We start from the raw sequence: 21,061 nt of genomic DNA, 5'->3' as shown, positions 1-21,061 counted from the left end.
CCCGGGCTTGTCCAGTGCTGTCCCGGCTGTCCGGGGTGACGTGCTGGGGACGAACAGGGTTGAGCCAGAACGGCATACACGTCGGAAGCGGGGCACGGATGAGCGTGGATGAGGCCGGTACGGAGCGCGTGGACGTCGGGGCGGACGATCCCGGCTGGGACGTCGACCCCGATGACGAGTCCGGGGCGGCGGTCGTCGCCGCGGTGGGCCGCCAGCTCAAGGCGTGGCGGGAGTCGGCGGGGCTGCGCGCGAGCGAGTTCGGGGCCGCGATCGGCTACGGGGAGGACCTGGTCTACAAGGTGGAGGGTGGGCGGCGCATCCCGCGCCCGGAATTCCTGGACAGGGCGGACGGGGTGCTGGGCGCGGGCGGGAAGATCGCCGCGATGAAGAAGGACGTCGTCGAGGTCCGGTATCCGAAGAAGATCCGGGATCTGGCGCGGATGGAGGCACGGGCGGTCGAGGTCGGGGTGTACGCCGAACATGGCATCCACGGCCTGTTGCAGACGGAAGGCCATGCGCGGGTGTTGCTGGAGACGCGACAGCCTTCGTACTCCCGTGACGAAGTGGAGCGAGGCGTGGCAGGCCGGATGGCCCGGCGCTCGATCTTCGACCGTTCGCCGGCGCCCGCGCTCAGCTTCGTCCAGGAAGAGGCTTCGCTGCGGCGGCCCATCGGAGGCAGAATGGAGTGGCGCCGTCAGCTCGAACGTCTTCTGGAGGTGGGCCGGTTGCGGAATGTTTCACTCCAGGTCATGCCTCTCAAAGTCGAGACTCACCCGGGGCTGGGTGGCGGGATCGAGGTACTGAAGTTCAGTGACGGCACGGCCGTGGGACGATCGCCTGGTGCGTTCAACGGTCGTCTGGTCTCGGACCCAAAACACCTGCGGGTCCTTGACCTTCGCTATGGCATGATCCGGGCCCAGGCTCTTTCGCCGGAGGAGTCACTGGCCTTCATCGAGCAAGTGCTGGGAGAGACATGATCCGCAAGCCCTCTGCCGGGGATGCTTCCGAGCTGGAGTGGTTCAAGAGCAGCTACAGCGACAGCAGTAGCGGCAACGACTGCATCGAGGTTGCCTCCGAACCCGGCACGGTCCACGTCCGCGACTCCAAGAACGTGCCGGGGCCGGACCTCGGGTTCACCCCCGACGCGTGGGCGGGTTTCGTGGCGTACGCGTCGGCGAGCTGACCGAGCTGTGTGGTGGGCCTGCTGATGTTTCTCGCCTGACATCGGGTGAGGTACATCAGCAGGTCTGGTCGAGCCGTGTGGCAACGCCCTCGGACAGCAGATGTTCGCCGCCCACGTGGTGTCCGGTCCAATGCACTTGAGTAGCCGTACTCAGGCGTGCGGCTGTCGCCAGCGTCAGCATGATGGGCATGCTGATGCGGGGTGTGGACATTGGTCTGGCGTTTCTGCTCGCAGCCTTGGACGTGGCGGCACTTGTCGCTTTCTGGTTTGCCGAGGGCCTGAAGCAGTGGGCGGCCCAGGGGGAGGCCGTCCCCGGCGCGGTAACGCGATTCTTCCTGGTAGTGAGCGTGGGGCCGACTTTCCTGGCAGCGGTCAGCTACGGCTTCTTCTGCGCTGACCTGCCGGTGGCTTGTGCGTCTCAGGCCCTCATAGCCGCACTTCTCGCTCTGCTACTGATCCTGAGCGCAGGGAGCGTGTGCCGTAAGCGGGTCACGAGTTGGCGTTCACGGCGTCGTCTACGCCGAGAACGTCGTCGCTGGCACGAGTCTCAGCGCGCAGGCACAGGGCACGTACCGACCCGGCTCAGCCGACGTCGGCCGCGATGACATGCCGGACTTCTTCGGTCGCCGGTTCGGCGATGCCGATGAGGTCCCCGGCCATGGTCCGGAGGCGGACCGACCCCGCCATTCTTGTGAGGTCGTCGGTGAGGCCCGGGCATTGTGGAATACCTTCACTATGCGGTATCTGGCTGCCGTCATCGAGCCGTCGCAGTGCTGCCGGGGCCGGCTGATTCGCGAGGACTTCCTCGTGTGCCGCTGCGGCAGGACCGTCGTCGACGAGAATCACTTTGCCTCCCGGCGCGAGCGCGGCGGAAACGTGTTCCAGAAGTGGGACAGTCGTGTCGGCGGGACGCGGGAGAGTCAGAAGGCAAAGAACACGGTGTCGTAGCGTCGTGGAGGCTGCCACTCGAACAGGTCGGCCTCGACGAACTGGACGGTGGGGGAAGCGGTGCGCGTGCCGGCGAGGGCCAGTACTTCGGCTGCGGCGTCGACAGCCGTCACTGACTGCGCCCGCGCGGCGAGTTTCGGCGTCCACTGGCCCGTTCCGCATGCGCCTCGTACGGGTCTGCCATGGATGAGTTCCTTCCATCTGTGAGGACTCTTGTCCAGAGAGCTGAACAGGCCCCGCCGAAGCGCGAGTACGGACAGATCGGCTTCAACGGGGCCTGACCGACAGCTCAGTCGACTCTGACGTTGAGGTTGTCGTCGGCGAGGAACTCCGGGTATTCGAAGCGTTCGCCAAGAGCGACGAACATCTCGCAGCGTTCTTCGCTGATATCCACGGAGTACGCCTTCATGGCCCGCAGGAACAGCCGGTAACCGAGGTCCGCACAGGCTTCGGCGACGACCTGTTCCAGTGCAGGCACCACACCCGGCACAGAGCGCTTCGCGGCCACCTGCTCCAGGTCATCCGCGACAGGACGGATCTGGTCCAGAACAGCCCTCACCCGTATAGCGGGGTGTCAGCGAGGCCCAACAAATGCGGGGTGTCAGCGAGGCCCAACAAATGAGGGATGGGCGCCTCTATGTACTCATGGCTCGCTGACACTCTTCCAGCGCGAAGGAACCGAAGCTTTCTCCGACCCTCTCCATGCTGTCGCGCCCCTGGAGGCCAGGGTTCCAGGCGAATACCGGATACTCGCCGTCCTGGTCTCCCCGTGAGGTGTCGAGAACAACATATGCCCATACGTCATCGACCATGACGACCATCAGATCGGCTGGCAGCCCGACTTGACGACGAGCCTCCAGGGTTTGCTCGACCGACCCCAACAGGGCGCCCCCTCCGGCGGGCGACTTGTACACACCGAAGAACTCTTTTCCCGCGATTTCCCAGGTGCCGAATTCTTCGAGGAGGCGCCGGTAGGACGGAGGGAATACGAGACCCATCTCTCGCTCCGCGGCGTTCAGTACCTCGACGTCGCAGCCGTCGGCATGGTTCATATTGTCTTCGTTCTCCCGCACCAGCGCGATCACCCGTTCACTTGCCTCGACGGCACGCGTCATGGACTGAATCCCTTCGCCCTATCTTTCCAATACAGCTTTTTCCACTTGTCGAACTCTGGACGGTCGATTCCGCTAGGAATCTTGCTGCCTGACTTCCAGTGGAGCTGATGGTAATTCTCGTCGAGATGCATCTTCTTTGTCACCTCGGCCATCGGTCCGTCCTGGGTCTGAAGCATGTGGTGGAGGTTCAGGGGCATGTCATCTGGGCCCATTGGTGCGAGGCCCTGCTGCATCCGCTTGAGATCCTTGCCCGCCGCGTCACGGTCCGCCGTGTACGCCGTGGCGAGCGGAGTCTTCTGCCAGTACTGCCGGTCAGCCAGTACCCGCAGCTGGTCCGGGGCCTGGTTGAGGCCACCCTGCGCCGTCTTGGCCATCGACGGGCCGCCCAGCCGCAGCACATCGCCCATCAAGCACTGGTCCTGCCGCAACTTCTCAGCAGCCGTGTCCTCGTACCAGTCGTACGAGTCACTCGCCGACTCGGCACCTCGTCCGAGATCCAGCAAGTCCGGGCGGACCGTCAGGCCACCGAGAACGGCAAGGGCCACCACGGACGTGACCACGGGGGCCAGAATTCCGGATCTTCGAAATCCGGGCATACGGAACCACGGTCTTGGGCGCATCGGAATATCCCTTCAGGAGGTGAAGGGCACGCCGAAGGCAAACAGAACGTGCGGCTGGGAAAGTGTGAGCCGTCAGGTGCAGTGCGACACCCCCCCGGGCGTGCCAGTTTGGTCATCGCCCCCGGCAGGGGATGTGGTCAAGATCCCCGCTTTTGAGGCGCGGCACGCACCATAGACATGGAGCGATGGGGTGTCACAAGCGGCAGATGTGGTGCTGACTCGAACACGGCAGCGGGCAGAAGGGTCTCTGGGACCCGCAACTCCTGTGCGTGCGCCAGGGATTACCTGTGAGGAACATGTGAAGGTGATGCAAGAGGGAGGCCGGAGTGCGAAACAGGATTGACCGAAAATCGATCTCTCGTCAGTGGGTTGCCCGCCCCCGGCGTCACCGCTCGGCTGTCCTTGCGCCGCCCGCCCGCCGACGGCCCCCCTACTTCGCCAGCAGCCCCGAGCTCACCCACAGCCTGCGGCCGGCCCCCCGCAGTACGCCGATGTCGTCCAGGAAGTCCGTCAGGCGCTTGGCGCCGCTCTGCATGACCTCCGCGCGGTGGCCGCTCGCCTTGACCTGGGCGACGGCCTCGCGGCGGTCCAGGCCGGTGTTCGTGTACACCTGGGGGTTGATGAAGCAGGTGGAGAAGACCCGCGCCGCCTCACCGCAGCTGAGCCTCGTGAAGTGCTGCTCCCAGCGTGGCGCCGTGACCATCTGGCGGCGCAACTCCTCACGCGCGTACCGGACATGGCGTGCCTCCTCGACCACATGGATCCGGGTCACCCCGCGGACCAGGGTCTGGACGCGCTCGTCCGGGAAGGTCAGCCGCTGCATGTAGTCGAGGATCTCCTCGCCCAGCAGGGTCGCGGCGAAGGAGCCCGGGGTGGTCGAGACGGTCTTCAGTACCCGTGCCAGGTTGTGGTACATCCGCGGGACCGGGTACGACGGTGCCCCGCCCTTCTCGATCATCCTGGCGAACATCATCGAGTGCCGGCACTCGTCGGCTATCTCGGTGAGCGCGTAACGCACATGATTGCTGGTCACCGACTTGTCGTAGATGTGCCGGACGAGCAGCTGCATCAGGATGATCTCGAACCAGATGCCGAGCGAGGCGAGCGAGGCCGCTTCGTGCCGGGCGAGATCCATCCGCTGGTCCTCGGACATCTTCCGCCAGAGCGGGGTGTCGTAGAGCGATACGAGCTCGGGCGGCCAGAACCACTTGCCGTCCTCGACGGGGGCCACCCAGTCCAGTTCCTTGTCCGGGTCGAAGGAGTGCTTGGCGGACGATTCGAGGAGGCGCTCGGCTACTTGTTCGCGGTCCCTGAGCAGGCCGAGGGCGTCACGGAGCACTTCGCGTTCGGTCGCTGTCGTCATCTCTGAGGTACCTCGCTTGGGGTTACCGGTGGTCACCTCTTATGAGACTGCGTGTCAGTAAGATGGTCAATCCCTTGCACGCGACTTGTTGACCCGGCGTCTACCAACGTGTGAGCCTGCGAGGTATGTCGACGCATGAGCTCTACACCAAGGGGCCGGCCGAGCCCAACTGGCAGATACCCGCATCGGGTTCGGCCCGGTTCAGCTGGGAGTACGACGAAGGGCGCGACCGCCTCCTCGCCCTGTACCAGAAGGGCAAGGACAAGCAGTGGGACGGCGCGAAGCGCATCGACTGGTCGCTCGAAGTAGACCCGTACGATCCGCTCGGTACGCCCGACGAGGCGATGACCCTGTACGGGACGCCCCACTGGGCGAAGATGACCGACCGCGACCGGGGCGAGTTGCGCAAGCACTACACGTCCTGGCAGTTCAGCCAGTTCCTCCACGGTGAGCAGGGCGCGATGGTGTGCGCGGCCCGGATCGTGGAGTCCGCGCCCGACATGGACGCCAAGTTCTACTCGGCCACCCAGACCATGGACGAGGCCAGGCACGCCGAGATATACGGCCGCTTCCTGCACGAGAAGATCGGGATGCTCTACCCGATCAACGACAATCTCCAGGCCCTGCTCGGCGACACCCTGCGCGACTCCCGCTGGGACATGCCGTACCTGGGGATGCAGGTCCTCATCGAGGGCCTGGCGCTCGCCGCCTTCGGCATGATCCGCGACACCACGGACAAGCCGCTGCCCAAGCAGATCCTGGCGTACGTCATGCAGGACGAGGCCCGCCATGTGGCCTTCGGGCGGATGGCGCTGCGCGACTACTACAAGCAGCTCACCGACGCCGAGCTGCGGGAGCGCGAGGAGTTCGTCATCGAGGGCTGCTACCTGATGCGCGACCGGCTGCGCGGCGTGGAGGTCCTGGAGAACTTCGGCATCGCGCGCAAGGAGGCCGAGGAGCTCTCGGAGCAGTCCGAATTCCTCACGCTCTTCCGGCGGTTGCTCTTCAGCCGGATCGTCCCTTGCGTCAAGGACATCGGTCTCTGGGGCAAGCGGCTGCAGAAGGCGTACGTCGACATGGGCGTCTTCGAGATGGGCAACTCGAACCTGGACCTGCTGATGTCGCAGGACGAGGAGATAGCCGAGCAGCTCGACCGGGAACGGTTCGCGCAGGAGGAGCAGGAGCGGGTCGCCGAGGTGGAGTCGGCGATCGCGGACGGAGCCTGAGGCATCGCGGACGGAGCCTGAGGCGCTGGACGGAGTCTGAGGCCGCCGGGGCCTGAGCGCTGCCCCGGGGCCGGTACCGCCCCGAGCCCGTCACGGGCCGGCGCCCCCCGGGCCTCCCGGACCCTCCAGGTCGTCCAGGTCGTCGAGGTCGTCCAGATCCACGGACCACTGCTGGGGCTGGGCCGGCGGCCCGGTGAGGAGCTGTTCGGCCCAGATGATCTTCCCGTGCGGCGGGTACCGGGTGCCCCACCGCTCCGCGAACTGCGCGACGAGATAGAGCCCGCGCCCGCCCTCGTCCATCGCCGCCGCCCGCTTCAGATGCGGTGAGGTGCTGCTGCTGTCGGCGACCTCGCAGGTCAAGGTCTCGCTGTGGAGCAGCCGCACCCGGATCGGGGCGGTGCCGTAGCGGACCGCGTTGGTGAGCAGTTCGCTCAGGATGAGCTCGGTGTTGAACGCGATCTCGTCCAGGCCCCATTCGCCGAGCCTGCGGGCCGCCTGGGACCGTACCGTGGCGACCGCCGCCGGGTCGGCGTCCAGCTCCCAGTCCGCGACGGACGCCGGGTCGAGCAGCCGGGTCCTGGCCACGAGGAGGGCGGCGTCGTCCTCCCGGTGCGAGGGCGACAGCGCGTCGAACACGCTCCGGCACATCTCCTGCGGCTCCGTGTCGCGCCCGGCCTGTTCCTCCAGGGTGGTGCGCAGCAGTTCCAGGCCCACATCGATGTCCCGGCCGCGCTCCTCCACCAGGCCGTCGGTGTAGAGCACCAGGCTGGTGCCGGCGGCCAGGTCGAGCACCGCGGTCTCGAAGGGCAGATTGGCGGTGCCCAGCGGCGGCCCCACGGGGACGCCAGGGAACCGCGCCGTTCCGTCGGGGTCGACGAGCGCCGGGCCGAGGTGGCCGGCGCTCGCCACCGTGCATCGGCCCGACACGGACTCGTACACCGCGTACATACAGGTGGCCCCGGTGACGCCGGTGCCGTCACCCAGCGAACTCTTCCCCTCGTCCATGGTGAGGACCAGGTCGTTGAGGTGGCCCAGGATCTCGTCCGGGGACAGGTCGAGGGAGGAGAAGTTGTGGACGGCCGTCCGGAGCCGTCCCATGGTCACGGCGGCGTGCAGGCCGTGCCCGACGACATCGCCGATGACCAGTGCGACCCGGGCGCCGGGCAGCGGGATGACGTCGAACCAGTCGCCGCCCACCCCGGTCCGCGCCGGTACGTAGCGGTGGGCCACGTCCAGGGCCCGGTTCTCCGGCAGATCGTGGGGGAGCAGGCTCTGCTGGAGGGTGACTGCCGTGGTGTGCTCGCGGGTGAACCGGCGGGCGTTGTCGACGCTCAGCGCCGCCCGCAGGGCCAGCTCCTCGGCGAAGGAGAGGTCGTCCTCCTCGTACGGTTCACGCTCCAGGGTCCGCCAGAAGCTCACCAGCCCCAGTACCACCCCGCGCGCCGTGAGCGGCATCCGGATCAGGGAGCCGAACCCCTCTTCGACCGCGCGCAGACCGCCGGCCGGGTCCTGCTCCCGCCAGTCGGACGTACCGGGGAGATCGGCCTCCAGAGTGGCCTCACCGGAGGCCAGGTACTGCGCCAGCGGGGTTCCGGGCTCCACCTCGATCCGGGTGCCGGCCGGGTCCAGCGCACCGCTGTCGCGGACACCCCGTACGGCGGCCCGCCGCATCGAGGTGAAGGCGCCGCCCGGCTCCCCGCCGGACAGCACCGGCTCCGTCAGGTCCACCGTGACGAAGTCGGCGAACCGCGGCACGGCCACTTCCGCCAGTTCCTCGGCCGTCCGTACCGCGTCCAGCGAGGTGCCCACCCGCCCGCTCGCGTCGTACAGCAACTGCAGCCGCTCCCTGGCCACTTCCGCGCGGCCGGTCAGGGCGCGCAGCTCGGTGGTGTCCCGCAGGGTCACCACCGAGCTGCCGAGCCCGGCCCGGGTCGGGGTGAGCCGCAGGTTGACCGCAAGCAGCCGGTCCCCGGTGAGGTGCACGGCGTCGGTCACCGGCTCGCCCCTGGTCAGCAGCCGCTCCGTGGCAGGGGCGAGCCCGAGGTCCGTGATCCGGCCGAGCTCGGCATCGGGCGGCAGGGAGAGCAGCCGGCGCGCCTCGTCGTTCGCCAGCAGGACCTGCCCCTCGCTGCCGATGATGAGCACGCCCTCGCGCACCGCGTGCAGAACGGCGTCGTTGTGCTCGTACATCCGGGTCATCTCGGCGGGGCCCAGACCGTGTGTCTGGCGGCCGAGCCGGCGGCTGACCAGAGCCGCCCCGACGGTGGCCACGGCGAGGGCGGCCGCGGTGGTACCGAGGAAGAGCGGCAGCCTCCGGTTGACCAGGTCCGTCACATTGTTGATCTCGATTCCGGCCGCGACCAGGCCGACGACCCGGCCGTGGCCGTCGGGCACGGGGGCGACGGCACGCACGGCGTCGGACGGCGCCCCGGAGAAGATCTCGGTGAAGGCGTGCCCCGCCACGGCCTTGCTCAGATCACCTGAGGACCGCTTGCCGATCAGGGCGCGCTGAGGGTCCGTGTAGCGGATCCCCCGGGTGCTCATCACGGTGACGAAGTCGACCCCGGCCCCTTTGCGGGCGGCCTCCGCCAGCGGCTCCAGCGCGGCCGTCGGATCGCGTGAGCGCAGCGCCTGGGGCAGCCCGGGAGCGTGGGCGAACCCCTCGGCCGCGGCCAGTGAGCGGTTCCGCGCCGCGTTCACGCTGTCGGTCCTGGACTGCAGCACCAGCACCACCGCGGCCGCTGCGACCAGCAGAACGATCAGCACCACCTGCATACCGAACACCTGCATGGCGACACTCCGGCGCAGCCCCCAGCGCGACGGGTGCGGCACGGGGCTCCGGCGGTGGGCGGTCACACTCGTTTCATAGCATTGATCCCTTAGCGGGGCGAAGCGGGCCAAGCGGTCCTGTCCAAGATCGTCTCGGCGGCCCGCGCCATCTCCAGCAGCGAGGCGTCCTGCCCGCGCGGGGCCACGATCTGCAGTCCCACCGGGCACCCATCCGGGCCGAAGCCCGCCGGAATGCTTGCCGCCGGATGACCACTGAGGTTGAAAGCCCAGGTCAGCGAGGTCGAGTACCGTTCGCCCGGCCCTTCATGGCCATGCGGCCGGTTCGGTGTCACTGGTGTGAGCAGCAACGGGGTGCGGGCGAAGAGGGACGCCAGCCGGTGGTCGTTCTCCGCACGGACAGCCGTGGCCAGGTCCGGCTGTCCGCCGCGCACCGCCAGCCAGGCATCGCACGGGTCGAGCAGGTCGTACGAGGTGGCGTCGAGGCGTACGAGACCGGCCGCCGCCATCCGGTCCACCGCTCGCCTGGCCACCCGTTCCACCTCGTCGTCGACCGCGGCGAAGCCCAGGTCCGCCGACCAGACGGCGGACACCGGGAACTCCGGCAGGGACGGTTCGTACCGGCCCGTCACCGCACGCAGATACGCCTCCGCCCAGGAGGCGTCGGCCGCCAGCACGCCGGCCGACGCCAGCCCGGTCCGGTCGGGCGACGGCAGCAGCCCCGCCGTCGTCCTGAGGCCCAGCACGCCGCACCACGCGGCCGGTATCCGCACCGATCCCGCGCCGTCGCTCCCGGTGGCCAGCGGGACCATGCCGGTGGCGACCGACACCGCCGACCCGGCCGACGAACCGCCAGGCGTACGGTCCGGGCGCCACGGATTGCGGGTGGGGCCGTGCGCGCCGAGGCCCCAGGTCTGCCAGTGCGTCCCGGGCCCCGGCACCGCCGTCGAGCCGACCGGGACGGCGCCCGCGGCCCGCAGCCGCCGGGCCGCGTACCCGCGGAGGCCGGACGGGCCCTTCACCGCGAACGGGGCCCCGGAGAGGGGCACTCCGGCGAGCGGCGGAGCGTCGCCCCCGGGGTGGTCCGGGGGCGGGCAGCCCTGCGCCGCATCCGGCCAGACCTCGGTGAAGGCGCTGAGCGCGGGGTCCAGCCGTGCGATCCGCCCGAGCGCTTGCGCCACCACCGCGTTCACCGGCATCGCCCTCATCCCCCTTCAATCGGCGGCCGGTCCCGGCCACCGCTCCAGCCGCCGGTCCCGGCTGTCATTGTCCCAGCGCGGCCCGCATGACCGCCCGTGCGATCGGGGCCGCGAAGCCGCCGCCGGTGATGTCGGCACGGTGGGCCGACGCGTCCTCGACGACGACGGCCACCGCGACCGCCGGCCGGCTCGCGCCGTCGGCCTTCGCCCAGGAGATGAACCAGGCGTACGGGGTACCGGTGTTGTTGACCCCGTTCTGTGCGGTGCCGGTCTTGCCGCCCACCGTCGCGCCCGGGATCGCCGCGTTGGAACCGGTGCCCTGGGTCACGACGTCCACCATCATCTGCTGGAGCTGGACCGCCGTCGAGGCGTCCATCGCCCGGCGGTACGACTTCGGTTCCGTACGGCTGACGACCCGCCCGCCCTTGGCCCGGGTCTCGTCGACCAGATGCGGGTACATTAGCTCCCCGCCGTTCGCGACGGCGGCCGAGACCATCGCCATCTGCAGCGGTGTCGCCGAGGTGTTGAACTGCCCGATCGACGAGAGCGCCAGCTGGTCCTTGGTCATGTCGGTGTCGAAATTGCTCTTGGCCACCCCGGAGGGGATCCTCAGACCGGTGTCGTTGAAGCCGAACTTCCCGGCCGCGTCGACCATCCCGCCCAGCCCGACCCTGACTCCGAGGTTGGCCATCACGGTGTTGCAGGAGACCTCGATGGCGTACGCGAGTGAGGCGTTCCCGCAGCCGCTCGCCTCGTTCGGCAGGACGGTCGTGGTGTTGGGCAGCGTGTACGGATCGGGGGTGTCGGTGTCCGCGTTCATATCGGTGACCACACCCGCGTCGAGGGCGGCTGCCGCCGTCACGATCTTGAAGGTGGAACCTGGCGGATAGGTTTGCCGGATGGCCCGGTTGACCATCGGCTGGTCGGGGGAGCGGGTCAGCCGCGACCAGGCGCTGCTGGCGGACGAGCCGGTGCTCGACAGGTCCCCCGGGTCGTACGAAGGGGTGCTGACCAGCGCCAGGATCTTCCCGGTCGAGGGCTCGAGCGCGGCGACCGCGCCGCGCCTGCGGCCGAGCCCGTTGTACGCTGCCTCCTGCACCGACGCCTTGATGGTGGTGGCCACGCTGCCGCCCGGCTGCTGCGCGCGGGTCAGTTCGTTCCAGAGCGGGAAGGGGGCGAGCATCGAGTCGGTGCCGGACAGGATGCCGTCCTCGGCGTTCTCGATCAGGGTGGTGCCGTAGGTCTGCGAGGCGTAGCCGGTGACCGGCGCGTACAGCGGGCCGTCGCGGTACGTGCGCTCGTACCGCAGCTGCTGGCCGGTGTCCTTCGACCCGGTGATGCTGTGCCCGCCGACCAGGATGCTGCCGCGCGGCTGCTGGTAACGGGCAATGGTCTGGCGGCGGTTGGCCTGGTTCTTGTCCAGCGAGTCCGCCTGGAACACCTGGATCCTGGCGGCGTTGGCCAGCAGCGCGACCAGAAGCAGCAGACAGCAGGCGGCAGCGCGCCGGATGTAGCGGATCACGACTCGCCCTCCACGATCGGCGCGATGATGCCGGTCTCCATGAACTCCGGGTCCGGTCTGCGCGCGGAGTCGCTTATCCGGATGAGCAGCGCCACGATCACCCAGTTGGTGACCAGCGATGAACCGCCCTGGGCGAGGAAGGGCATCGCCATACCGGTCAGCGGGATCAGGCCCATCACCCCGCCCGCGATCACGAACACCTGGATCGCCAGGATCGAGGAGAGGCCGATCGCGAGCAGCCGGCCGAAGGTGTCGCGGAGCGCGAGCCCGGCCCGGTAGCCGCGGGCCACCGCCAGGGCGTACAGCAGGAAGATCGCCGAGAGCCCGGCGAGACCCAGCTCCTCGCCCGCCGTGGCCAGGATGAAGTCGGACTTCACCGCGAAGCCGATGAGGATCGAGTGGCCGAGCCCGAGGCCGGTGCCGAGGATGCCGCCGGCCGCGAACGCGAAGAGCGACTGGGCGAGCTGGTTGGCACCCTGGCCCGCTTCGATGGAGGCGAAGGGGTGCAGCCAGTCCTCGACGCGGCCGCGGATATGGGGTTCGAGACTGCCCACGACGAACGCGCCGAACGCCGCCATCACCATGCCGATCGCGATCCAGCTGAGCCGGCCCGTCGCCACGTACAGCATGATCACGAACAGGCCGAAGAAGAGCAGTGAGGTCCCGAGATCGCGCTCCAGGACGAGGACGCCCACACTGATCAGCCAGATCGCCAGCACCGGTGCCAGCACGCGCATGGTGGGCAGTTGGAGCCGCCAGATCCTGCGGCCGGTGTAGGAGAGCGCGTTGCGGTTGGCCGAGAGGTACGCCGCGAAGAAGACCGCGAGCAGGATCTTGGCGAACTCGCCGGGCTGGATGGAGAAGCCGCCGACCCGGATCCAGATCTTCGCGCCGTTCACCGCGGGGAAGAGGATCGGGATGATCATCAGGGCCAGGGCGGCGGCGACCGAGAGATAGGTGTAGTGCTGCAGGACCCGGTGGTCGCGCAGGAAGAGCACGCAGCAGATGAAGAGCGCCACGGCGAGCGTGGACCAGATCAGCTGGGTGGGGGCCGCGCTGTCGCCCGGGGTCTCCAGGTCGAGACGGTAGATCAGCACGAGGCCGATGCCGTTGAGGAGCACGGCGATCGGCAGTAGCAGCGGGTCCGCGTACGGGGCCCGGAAGCGGACCGCGAGATGGGCGAGGAGCGCCAGCAGGCCAAGACCCGCACCGTAGTTCAGGGTGTCCGCCGGTACCGCGTCGTTCTTGGCCAGTCCGACGTTGATGTAGCCGTAGACGGAGATCAGTACGGCGCCCATCAGCAGCACCAGCTCGACGCCCCGACGCTTCGGCAGACGTAGTTCGGGCGGGGGAGCGTCCGCCGTCGTTGCGGTCATGCCAGGAAAGCTAGCAAGACGCTGACGCTATGTCCGTTAATGTCTCAGTGCGCCGATGGGGAGCCGGTACCGCGCATGGCGGGGGCGGTGGCCGGACAGCGGCGGGACGGCCCCGGAGTGACGCTGGGTCAGGGCCGCCCGGACCGGCTTCGCCGGCGGCGCGGGCCGGCGGCGCGGCTCACCGCTGGTACGGGTTCTGCCCCTGCTGCTGCGGCGCGGGCCGGCCGTACCCCTGCTGCGGGCCCTGCGGCTGACCTGCGCTCTGGGCCAGCAGCTGCTCGGCCTGCTCCTTGGTCGCCCGGTTCTCGACACCGCAGAACGTGCACTGCGTCGCGTACTTGACGGAGAGCGGGAAGAGCGGCACGAAGAACAGCGTGAACTTGGTGACGCGCTTACGGAGCGTGTGCGCGGCTGGGTTTCCGCACTGTCCGCACACCAGCGTCAGTATGGCCAGCTGGTAGAGATAGCCTCTGCTGCCAAAAATGATCATGATGGGTCCCCTCCTGGTCGGTAATCGCGGTACACCGTAACCGGGTTCTTGCCCCTGCGGCGCCCGGGCTGTTCCCATGGTCGGGGTGGGGGTGATGCGGTATGCCGGAACTCAGGGTGACACCGGGGCGGTACCAGGGCCGGACCCGGCTGTACGTCACGCTGCCGGGAGGCCCGGCCGCTGCCTGGTACGACCAGGAATCGGGGCGAGTCAGCCTGGTACTGGCCGAGTACGGAGCCGAGGTGCTGGAAGCCCTGGCGCCGTATCTGAGCGGAGAGCCCGGAAGTTGGTCCGTCGGCCCGCCGCCGGTCCCCACCCCGGCGGAACTCGCGCTGCTCACCCTCCACCCCGACGACGACCTCGCACCCAACCGGCCGGGCGAGGCGCTGCACACCGCCCTGGCGGGGATCGCCGTCTCCCGTTTCCGGCCGGCTCCCCGGCGCGCCGCGCTCAACGCGCTCGCCGCCCAGGAGGCACTGGGGGCCGAGCTGGACACGCTGGAGGGCGCGGGGTGGCGGGTACTGCACTCGGTGCCGCTGCCCGGTGGCGGGCATATCGGCCATTTGCTGATCGGCCCGGCCGGAGTGCTGTCCGTGCGGACCCTGGCCTCCCGGAAGCGGACGGTCCGGATCGCGGATCCGCTGGTCGCGGCCGGGCGCGGAGAGCCGGAACCGCAGCTGCGCTGGGCCCGCCACGAGGCGGAGCGGGCATCGCTCGCCCTGGCCACGGCGGTACGTCCGGTGCTCGGGATCGTCGGCGCGGTACGGGTGGAGCCGGCGGCGCGGGGCGCCGGGGGCCGCGGAGAGCCCGGCGGGCCCGGGGGACCCGGTGCGCGGCCGGATGAGGCGTGGCTGCTGCGGGAGGGCGGGCAGGTGGGCGTACGGCTGCTGAGGGACGGCGAGGTGGGGGCGCTGGCCGGGCTCGGTGGCGTGCTGAAGCCGGCCGACATCGAGTCGCTGTACGCGACGGCCCGCGACCGGAGGACCTGGCTGCGGGTGTGACCGGGCATGGCCGGCGGCTGGGGGGTGCTGGGGTCAGGCGCCGGGCAGCGGCCTGGCCCGGTTGGGGTTGAGCAGCGGGCCCAGCAGATCGCCGTACCGCTGCAGCCGGGGGCCGATGTCGTCGATTCTGAAGACCAGGTCGGCGGAGGCGGTGCACCCTTCGACCTCCTCCCAGGTCACCGGCGTGGAGACGGTCGGTTCGGCCCGTGCGCGCACCGTGTAGGGCGCGGCCGTGGTCTTCGCCGCCGCGTTCTGGCTGTGGTCCACGAAGACCTTGCCCGGCCGCAGCGCCCGTTTCATCCGGTGCAGGGCCAGATCGGGCAGAGCGGCCTCGGCCTCGACCGCGAGCTTCCTGGCGTACGCCGACACCTCGTCCGAAGGCGTCGGCTCCAGCGGTGCCAGCAGGTGGAGCCCCTTGGAGCCCGAGGTCTTCGCGTACGCGGTCAGCCCGTCCGCCGAAAGCCGCTCACGCAGCCACAGCGCCACCGTGCAGCACTCGACGGCGGTGGCCGGGTCCCCGGGGTCCAGATCGAGGACGAGCCGGTCGGCGCGGGCCGGTGCGTCGACCGTCCACTGCGGTGTGTGGAACTCGACCACCAGATTGGCGGCCCACATCAGGCTCGCCAGGTCCTGCAACAGCACCTGGCGCGCGTCCCTGCTCCTGGAGCGCGGCACCTCGGCCGTATGCACCCAGGAGGGGGTGCCCGGCGGCACGTTCTTGGTGAAGAACAGCTGGCCGCCGGGGCCGTCCGGGTATCGCAGGAAGGAGACGGGGCGGCCGTGCAGATGGGCCAGGAGTGCCCCTGCGGTGCTGGCGCAGTAGTGCAGGACCTCGCCCTTCGTGGTGCCCGTGGCCGGATAGAGGACCTTGTCGAGGTTGGTCAGCGGCAGGCGCCGGCCCTCCACCTCGGTGATCGGCGACATACGATGAGAATCCCACGAAATGCGTCGAACGGGATAAATAGCAGCATGTAGCTACAAGGTGTGCAGCTCCGGGTGCACAGCCACCGGGCATACAGCGCATACAGCGTAGAGAGCACATACAGAGCAGAGAGCCGTACTGACGGAACGGGAGCCATCGTGCGATCCATATGGAACGGGGCCATCTCCTTCGGCCTGGTCAGCATCCCGATCAAGCTGGTGAACGCCACCGAGAACCACTCGGTCTCCTTCCGGCAGATCCACACCGCGGACGGCGGCCGCATCCGCTACCGGAAGGTCTGCGAGCTGGACGGCGAGGAGCTGGCAGCCGACGAGATCGGCAAGGCGTACGAGGCCGACGACGGCTCCATGATCCCGATCACCGATGAGGACCTGGCCGCGCTGCCGCTGCCGACCGCGAAGACGATCGACATCGTGGCGTTCGTACCGCTGGACTCGATCGATCCGTTGCAGATGGGGGCGGCCTACTACCTCGTCGCCGGCGGGCCCACGGCCGCGAAGCCGTACACCCTGCTGCGCGAGGCGCTCAAGCGCAGCCGCCGGGTCGCCATCGCCAAGTTCGCGCTCCGCGGGCGGGAGCGGCTGGGGATGCTGCGGGTCGTCGGCGACGCCATCGCGATGCACGGCCTGCTCTGGCCGGACGAGATCAGGTCGTACGAAGGGGTCGCCCCGGAAACCTCCGTCACGGTGCGCGACGCCGAACTCGACCTGGCCGACACCCTGATGGACACCCTGGGCGAGGTCGAGATGGACTCGCTGCACGACGACTACCGGGAGGCGGTCGAGGAGCTGATCGCGGCGAAGACGTCCGGCGAGGAGCCACCCGCCCAGCCCGCGGCGGGGGCCGGTGCGGGCAAGGTCATCGACCTGATGTCGGCGCTGGAGAAGAGCGTGCGGGCGGCCAAGTCCTCGCGCGGCGATGAGGGCGGAGAGGGAGCGCAAGCAGCGGGCGGGGAGGACGCCGAGGTCCGGGAGCTGCGGCCGGATGGGAAGCGGAAGGCCGACGCGAAGAGCGGGAGCGGGGGAGCGCGCGCCACGACGGCCACCGCCAAGTCCGCTCCGAAGAAGGCCACTTCGGGTCGGACGGCCCCGAAGAAGGACGCTGCGAAGAAGACCACAGCGAAGAAGACCACAGCGAAGAAGACCGCAGCGAAGGGGAGTTCAGCCGGCAGGACGTCGGCAAGGAGCGGTACGGCCAAGAGGACGGCTGCGGGCAGCGAGACGTCGGGGACGCGCGGAAAGAAGCGCGCATCGGCGTGACGTGGGGCGCCACCCGCGCCTGGTCCGGGGCCGGTTGCGCGGGTCAGCGGTCTCGCCGCCCTGATCCTCTTCGTCGACGTCGTCGGCCTGTCGCTCACCACGCTCACAGGTGCCCTCGGCTGATGCTCGTCAAGGACAGCGCGGGCAGCAGGGCGATGGGCATCGGGGTGCTGATCTCCGTACTGCTCGGAAGGCCACCTGATGTCCTATGGCCTGAGTCATAAATGGAATGTGCGAGCGATTTATGGCGCGGTCGTGCGCCCCGCGCCCGCGCCTCCACCGCTTCCCTGGAGCGCCGGATCGCGCCCCGTCCGACGTGCTTCTTTACTGGAACTTCTGGACTTCGTGCCCCTGCGCCGTCGCCAGTGAGCCCTGGGGCGTGAGGGGCAAAGGAGGCCATGCAGCCCCGGCATACCGGGGGCTCTCCCCGCCGCCCCGAAATGTGGATGTCACGTACAAGGGTTAGATTGCTTGCGTCAACTAACGACCCGTGTCCACCGGTGTCGGCGGGCAGGGGTGCGCGCAGAGGGGAACGTGCATCGTGGGCATGACCGGTCGAATACCCATAGCCGCAGAGTCGTCGCCCCCGGCCGGACCGGGGGAGCCCTACAAGTGGATCGCGCTGTCGAACACCACGCTCGGCGTGCTGATGGTGATGATCAACCAGTCGATCGTGCTGATCGCGCTTCCGGACATCTTCCGCGGCATTCACCTTGACCCGCTGGACTCCGCGAACACCAGCTATCTGCTCTGGATGCTGATGGGATTCATGGTGGTCACCGCGGTGCTGGTGGTCACCTTCGGCAGGCTCGGCGACATGTTCGGCCGGGTCCGTATGTACAACCTCGGCTTCGCCGCCTTCACGCTCTGCTCGATCATGCTCTCGGTCACCTGGATGGACGGCAGCGCGGGCGCGCTCTGGCTCATCGGCTGGCGTATCGCGCAGGGGGTCGGCGGTGCGCTGCTCTTCGCCAACTCCACAGCGATCCTGACCGACGCCTTCCCGGCCAACCAGCGCGGTACGGCGCTGGGTATCAACTCCATCGCCGCGATCGCCGGTTCGTTCCTCGGGCTGATCCTGGGCGGTGTACTGGCCCCGGTGAACTGGAAGATGATCTTCCTGGTGTCGGTGCCGTTCGGCGTCTTCGGCACCATCTGGGCCTATGTGAAGTTGCACGACACCGGGGTGCGGGCCAAGGCGCGCATGGACTGGTGGGGCAATGTCACGTTCGCCGTCGGCCTGATCTCGGTGCTGGTCGGCATCACGTACGGCATCCAGCCCTACGGCGGCAGCACCATGGGCTGGCTCAACCCGTGGGTGCAGGCCGCGCTGACCGGCGGGGTGGCCGTGCTGGCGGTGTTCGTCTGGATCGAGACACGGGTGGCCGAGCCGCTCTTCCGGCTCTCGCTTTTCCACCTGCGGGCCTTCACCGCGGGCAACATCGCCAGCCTGCTGACCGCGCTGGGGCGCGGCGGCCTCCAGTTCATGCTGATCATCTGGCTCCAGGGGATCTGGCTGCCCCTGCACGGCTACAGCTTCGAGAGGACCCCGCTCTGGGCGGGCATCTACATGATCCCGCTGACCGTCGGCTTCCTCCTGTCGGCCCCGCTCTCCGGCTGGCTATCGGACCGGCTCGGATCACGGCCGTTCACGGTCGGCGGCGCGCTGCTCACCGCGGTGAGCTTCCTGGCGCTGATGACGCTGCCGACCGACTTCAACTACTGGATCTTCGCGCTGCTGCTGATGGTCAACGGCGTCGGCTCCGGCCTCTTCGCCTCACCGAACCGGGCCGAGATCATGAACGCCGTCCCCGCGGAGTCGCGCGGCGCCGGGTCCGGGATGACCGCGACGTTCCAGAACTCCGCGATGGTCCTGTCGATCGGCATCTTCTTCAGCCTGATGATCGCGGGACTCTCGCACACCCTGCCTGGCGCGATGCACGACGGTCTGGTGGCGCAGGGCGTCCCCAACGCCGAGGCCACCCAGGTGTCCCAACTCCCGCCGATCGCGGTCCTGTTCGCGGCCTTCCTCGGCTACAACCCACTCCAGCAGCTCCTCGGGGACCATCTGACCAGGCTGCCGGACGGCGGCAAGCACCTCACCAGCAAGGAGTTCTTCCCGCATCTGATCTCCGGCCCCTTCCACCAGGGCCTGGTCATCGCCTTCTGGTTCGCGGTGGCGGCCTGCCTGGTGGCGGCGCTCTCCTCGCTGCTGACGGGCAGGGTGGGCCGCAAGCACCGGGTGCTGTCGCCGGAGTCGCTGGGCTCCGAGCTGGCCGGTGTCTCCGGAGGCGCCGGTCCGGGCCTCAGCGAGCCGGTCGTTCCGGACGGGGAGGGCGTCCACCCGGCCGACCCGGGTCGTGGGGCGGCCTCGGCGGGACGCGGCGGTACGCCGCGCACTTAGGGCCTGTCCGGCCGATCTTCGCGGGCCCGCTCGCCGACCGGGTCCCCGGCGAACCGCAGGGCGGGGCCGCGGAGCGATCTCTACGATGTCAGTCACCGGGCCGAACTGGGGGGCCGGGAACGGGAGATCGGGGGAGCCATGGCAGCCAGGCAGCACGGGGACGGCCCGGACAGTGCGGAGCAGCAAGGCTGGAACGTGCTGGACGACCACCTGCTGTACACCTGCGGCGTGGTGCACGACCTCGGAGCGGGCCGTCTCGGCGGGCGTGCGCCGATACCCACGAGGGCGCGGCTGCACCAGGGCGAACTGTCCCTGGCGGTCGGCCCGGCCGCACGCTCGACCTGGCGGGCCCTGGGCAACGGCTCGTACGTGAACAGCAGCACGGTCGCGTTCGGCTCCCCCTCCTTCGTGATCGGCAGCATGGTCGGTTCGGCGGTGGGCAACGCGGCCCGCAGGAACAGGGCGATCGCCGACGCGCAGCCCCGCTGGTTGCCTGACGGCCCCGGCGAACTCACGGTCACCGACCGCCGCGCGGTCTTCGGCCAGCAGCAGAACCCGCTCGATCTGGGCTGGACGGGCCTGGACTCGGTGGAGCTGATAGCGCCCGAGATCGTCCAGTGCAGCTTCCAGGACACGTACGGCAACGGCTATATGACCGTACAACTGCACACACTCTGGGCCTCGTTGGTCTTCGTCCTGGCGGCACGCGCCGCCTTTCCCGCGCACCCCCGGCTGCTCCAGGGCGACTGGCTGCCCCCGGGCTTCGAAGCACGCTGCGCGGCCACGGGACGGCAGTGCCCGCCGGTGCGGTGAACGGCGGCCGGCTCGGATGCGCCCGCGGCGGACGGTCAGCTCCGGGGCGCGTACGCGACGAAGGCGGCCCACCCGCTGAGGGGGTCACGCGCAGGGGGCTCCCGCAGTAGCGTCTGTCGGCATGGTGGATCTCGACGATCGGTACGGCGAGGGCTGGTGCGTCACCCTGGCCCGGCGCCCGGTGACGGAAACCCTCGCGCTCATGGGGGTGGAGCCCGGCCGTCAGGGCGATGTGGACGCCCTCGACGGCGAGGGCACGGAAGCCGGCCCGCCCGCGCGGCTGACCGCCCGCGCGCTGCCCGGCGGGTGGTCGCTGGTGGTGGAGACCTCCGGCATGACGGGCTGGGTCGGCACCCGCAGCGAGGTGCTGGAGGCGCTGTCGGCCGACGGCGGCGCGACCTGCTCACTCACGGCCAACCTGGGGCAGGACGAGGTCCTGTACGCGGAGGACGGCCGGATGCTCATCTGGTTCGAACCGGTCACCGCGAGTCTGGCCGGCGAGGGCGCGGACCGTTTCCGGGGCCCCCTGGAACGGGCCGGGTTCATGCCGGACGCCGACGGGCGTCTCGACGCCGCCCTGGAACCCCTCCCAGGATCGCAGCTCCTGATGATCGCGGTGGAGGTCGTCGCAGGTCTCCGGCTCACGGCCGAGGCGTTCGACGGGCCATGGCGGGGCGGGGTATCAGAGCTCTGACCCCTTTCGGCCAACTTCCCGCGCGCGGAGGCGGCTTGCTCCCCCCGGGGTGCGTACCGGTCCAAGTGTGCCTTCATCAGGCCTTCACTTGACATGCTCACGATCTAACTGGCTCAAC

20 protein-coding genes are annotated in these 21,061 nt (G+C 69.4%); 8 read left to right on the top strand and 12 right to left on the bottom strand.

Annotated elements, in window-relative coordinates; translation table 11 throughout:
• The first annotated feature begins 98 nt into the window (after window positions 1–98).
• Together OG452_RS09970 and OG452_RS09965 are read left to right on the top strand one after the other, a co-directional pair.
• A complete protein-coding gene (locus OG452_RS09970; RefSeq protein ID WP_327295258.1) occupies window positions 99–977 on the top strand; it encodes a helix-turn-helix domain-containing protein in 879 nt (292 codons plus the stop codon).
• The gene (locus OG452_RS09965; protein ID WP_327295257.1) at window positions 974–1,183 is read left to right on the top strand and encodes a DUF397 domain-containing protein; all 210 of its coding nucleotides are present in this window, start codon (window positions 974–976) and stop codon (window positions 1,181–1,183) included. Before OG452_RS09970 ends, OG452_RS09965 begins: the two co-directional genes overlap by 4 nt.
• 582 nt (window positions 1,184–1,765) lie before the next feature.
• Here OG452_RS09965 and OG452_RS09960 read toward each other — a convergent pair.
• From OG452_RS09960 to OG452_RS09935, 6 genes are all read right to left on the bottom strand, one after another.
• Window positions 1,766–2,029 carry a hypothetical protein gene (locus OG452_RS09960; RefSeq protein WP_327295256.1) on the bottom strand — a complete coding sequence of 88 codons (264 nt, stop codon included), beginning with the start codon at window positions 2,027–2,029 and terminating at the stop codon, window positions 1,766–1,768.
• Window positions 2,030–2,103: 74 nt separating this feature from the next.
• Window positions 2,104–2,244 carry a hypothetical protein gene (locus OG452_RS09955; protein WP_327295255.1) on the bottom strand — a complete coding sequence of 47 codons (141 nt, stop codon included), beginning with the start codon at window positions 2,242–2,244 and terminating at the stop codon, window positions 2,104–2,106.
• A gap of 176 nt (window positions 2,245–2,420) precedes the next feature.
• Window positions 2,421–2,690 (bottom strand): hypothetical protein, encoded by a 270-nt coding sequence (locus OG452_RS09950; protein ID WP_327295254.1) that lies wholly within the window; start codon window positions 2,688–2,690, stop codon window positions 2,421–2,423.
• A 76-nt stretch (window positions 2,691–2,766) separates the two neighbouring features.
• A complete protein-coding gene (locus OG452_RS09945) occupies window positions 2,767–3,246 on the bottom strand; it encodes an SMI1/KNR4 family protein (RefSeq protein WP_327295253.1) in 480 nt (159 codons plus the stop codon).
• Window positions 3,243–3,806 (bottom strand): HNH/ENDO VII family nuclease, encoded by a 564-nt coding sequence (locus OG452_RS09940; protein ID WP_327295252.1) that lies wholly within the window; start codon window positions 3,804–3,806, stop codon window positions 3,243–3,245. Before OG452_RS09940 ends, OG452_RS09945 begins: the two co-directional genes overlap by 4 nt.
• 490 nt (window positions 3,807–4,296) lie before the next feature.
• Window positions 4,297–5,229 carry an AurF N-oxygenase family protein gene (locus OG452_RS09935; protein WP_327295251.1) on the bottom strand — a complete coding sequence of 311 codons (933 nt, stop codon included), beginning with the start codon at window positions 5,227–5,229 and terminating at the stop codon, window positions 4,297–4,299.
• Between the two features lie 125 nt (window positions 5,230–5,354).
• Between OG452_RS09935 and OG452_RS09930 the strand changes: the two genes are divergently transcribed.
• Window positions 5,355–6,455: a ferritin-like domain-containing protein gene (locus OG452_RS09930; protein ID WP_327295250.1), complete on the top strand. Its 1,101-nt coding sequence runs from the start codon at window positions 5,355–5,357 to the stop codon at window positions 6,453–6,455.
• A 90-nt stretch (window positions 6,456–6,545) separates the two neighbouring features.
• Here the strand turns inward: OG452_RS09930 and OG452_RS09925 are convergent, their stop codons facing one another.
• From OG452_RS09925 to OG452_RS09905, 5 genes are all read right to left on the bottom strand, one after another.
• On the bottom strand, window positions 6,546–9,245 hold the full coding sequence (locus OG452_RS09925; RefSeq protein ID WP_327299572.1) for a SpoIIE family protein phosphatase: 2,700 nt from the start codon (window positions 9,243–9,245) through the stop codon (window positions 6,546–6,548).
• 89 nt (window positions 9,246–9,334) lie between these two features.
• A complete protein-coding gene (locus OG452_RS09920; protein ID WP_327295249.1) occupies window positions 9,335–10,441 on the bottom strand; it encodes an amidase in 1,107 nt (368 codons plus the stop codon).
• 64 nt (window positions 10,442–10,505) lie between these two features.
• Entirely contained in the window at window positions 10,506–11,963 is a 1,458-nt protein-coding gene (locus OG452_RS09915) for a peptidoglycan D,D-transpeptidase FtsI family protein (protein WP_327295248.1), read from the bottom strand.
• Window positions 11,960–13,339 (bottom strand): FtsW/RodA/SpoVE family cell cycle protein, encoded by a 1,380-nt coding sequence (locus tag OG452_RS09910; protein ID WP_327295247.1) that lies wholly within the window; start codon window positions 13,337–13,339, stop codon window positions 11,960–11,962. The genes OG452_RS09915 and OG452_RS09910 overlap by 4 nt, the downstream gene beginning before the upstream one ends.
• 178 nt (window positions 13,340–13,517) lie before the next feature.
• Window positions 13,518–13,829: a zinc-ribbon domain-containing protein gene (locus OG452_RS09905; RefSeq protein ID WP_327295246.1), complete on the bottom strand. Its 312-nt coding sequence runs from the start codon at window positions 13,827–13,829 to the stop codon at window positions 13,518–13,520.
• Window positions 13,830–13,930: 101 nt separating this feature from the next.
• Between OG452_RS09905 and OG452_RS09900 the strand changes: the two genes are divergently transcribed.
• Window positions 13,931–14,830, top strand: a complete 900-nt coding sequence (locus OG452_RS09900) for an NERD domain-containing protein (protein WP_327295245.1) — start codon at window positions 13,931–13,933, stop codon at window positions 14,828–14,830.
• Between the two features lie 33 nt (window positions 14,831–14,863).
• Here OG452_RS09900 and ligD read toward each other — a convergent pair whose 3' ends face one another.
• Window positions 14,864–15,754, bottom strand: a complete 891-nt coding sequence (ligD, locus tag OG452_RS09895) for a non-homologous end-joining DNA ligase (RefSeq protein WP_327295244.1) — start codon at window positions 15,752–15,754, stop codon at window positions 14,864–14,866.
• 156 nt (window positions 15,755–15,910) lie between these two features.
• On the opposite strand from ligD, the gene ku reads away from it, so the two are divergent.
• From ku to OG452_RS09875, 4 genes are all read left to right on the top strand, one after another.
• A complete protein-coding gene (ku, locus tag OG452_RS09890; RefSeq protein ID WP_327295243.1) occupies window positions 15,911–17,032 on the top strand; it encodes a non-homologous end joining protein Ku in 1,122 nt (373 codons plus the stop codon).
• Window positions 17,033–17,579: 547 nt separating this feature from the next.
• Window positions 17,580–19,436: an MFS transporter gene (locus OG452_RS09885; RefSeq protein ID WP_327295242.1), complete on the top strand. Its 1,857-nt coding sequence runs from the start codon at window positions 17,580–17,582 to the stop codon at window positions 19,434–19,436.
• Window positions 19,437–19,574: 138 nt separating this feature from the next.
• Window positions 19,575–20,249, top strand: coding sequence for a hypothetical protein (locus OG452_RS09880; RefSeq protein WP_327295241.1), 675 nt, complete (start codon window positions 19,575–19,577; stop codon window positions 20,247–20,249).
• A gap of 121 nt (window positions 20,250–20,370) precedes the next feature.
• Complete coding sequence (locus OG452_RS09875) at window positions 20,371–20,943, top strand: DUF6461 domain-containing protein (protein WP_327295240.1); 573 nt, start codon at window positions 20,371–20,373, stop codon at window positions 20,941–20,943.
• The last annotated feature ends 118 nt before the right edge of the window (window positions 20,944–21,061 follow it).

This window comes from Streptomyces sp. NBC_01197 (assembly GCF_036010505.1).
Taxonomy (GTDB): Bacteria; Actinomycetota; Actinomycetes; order Streptomycetales; family Streptomycetaceae; genus Streptomyces.
This window is presented reverse-complemented; position numbering and strand designations above follow the sequence as displayed.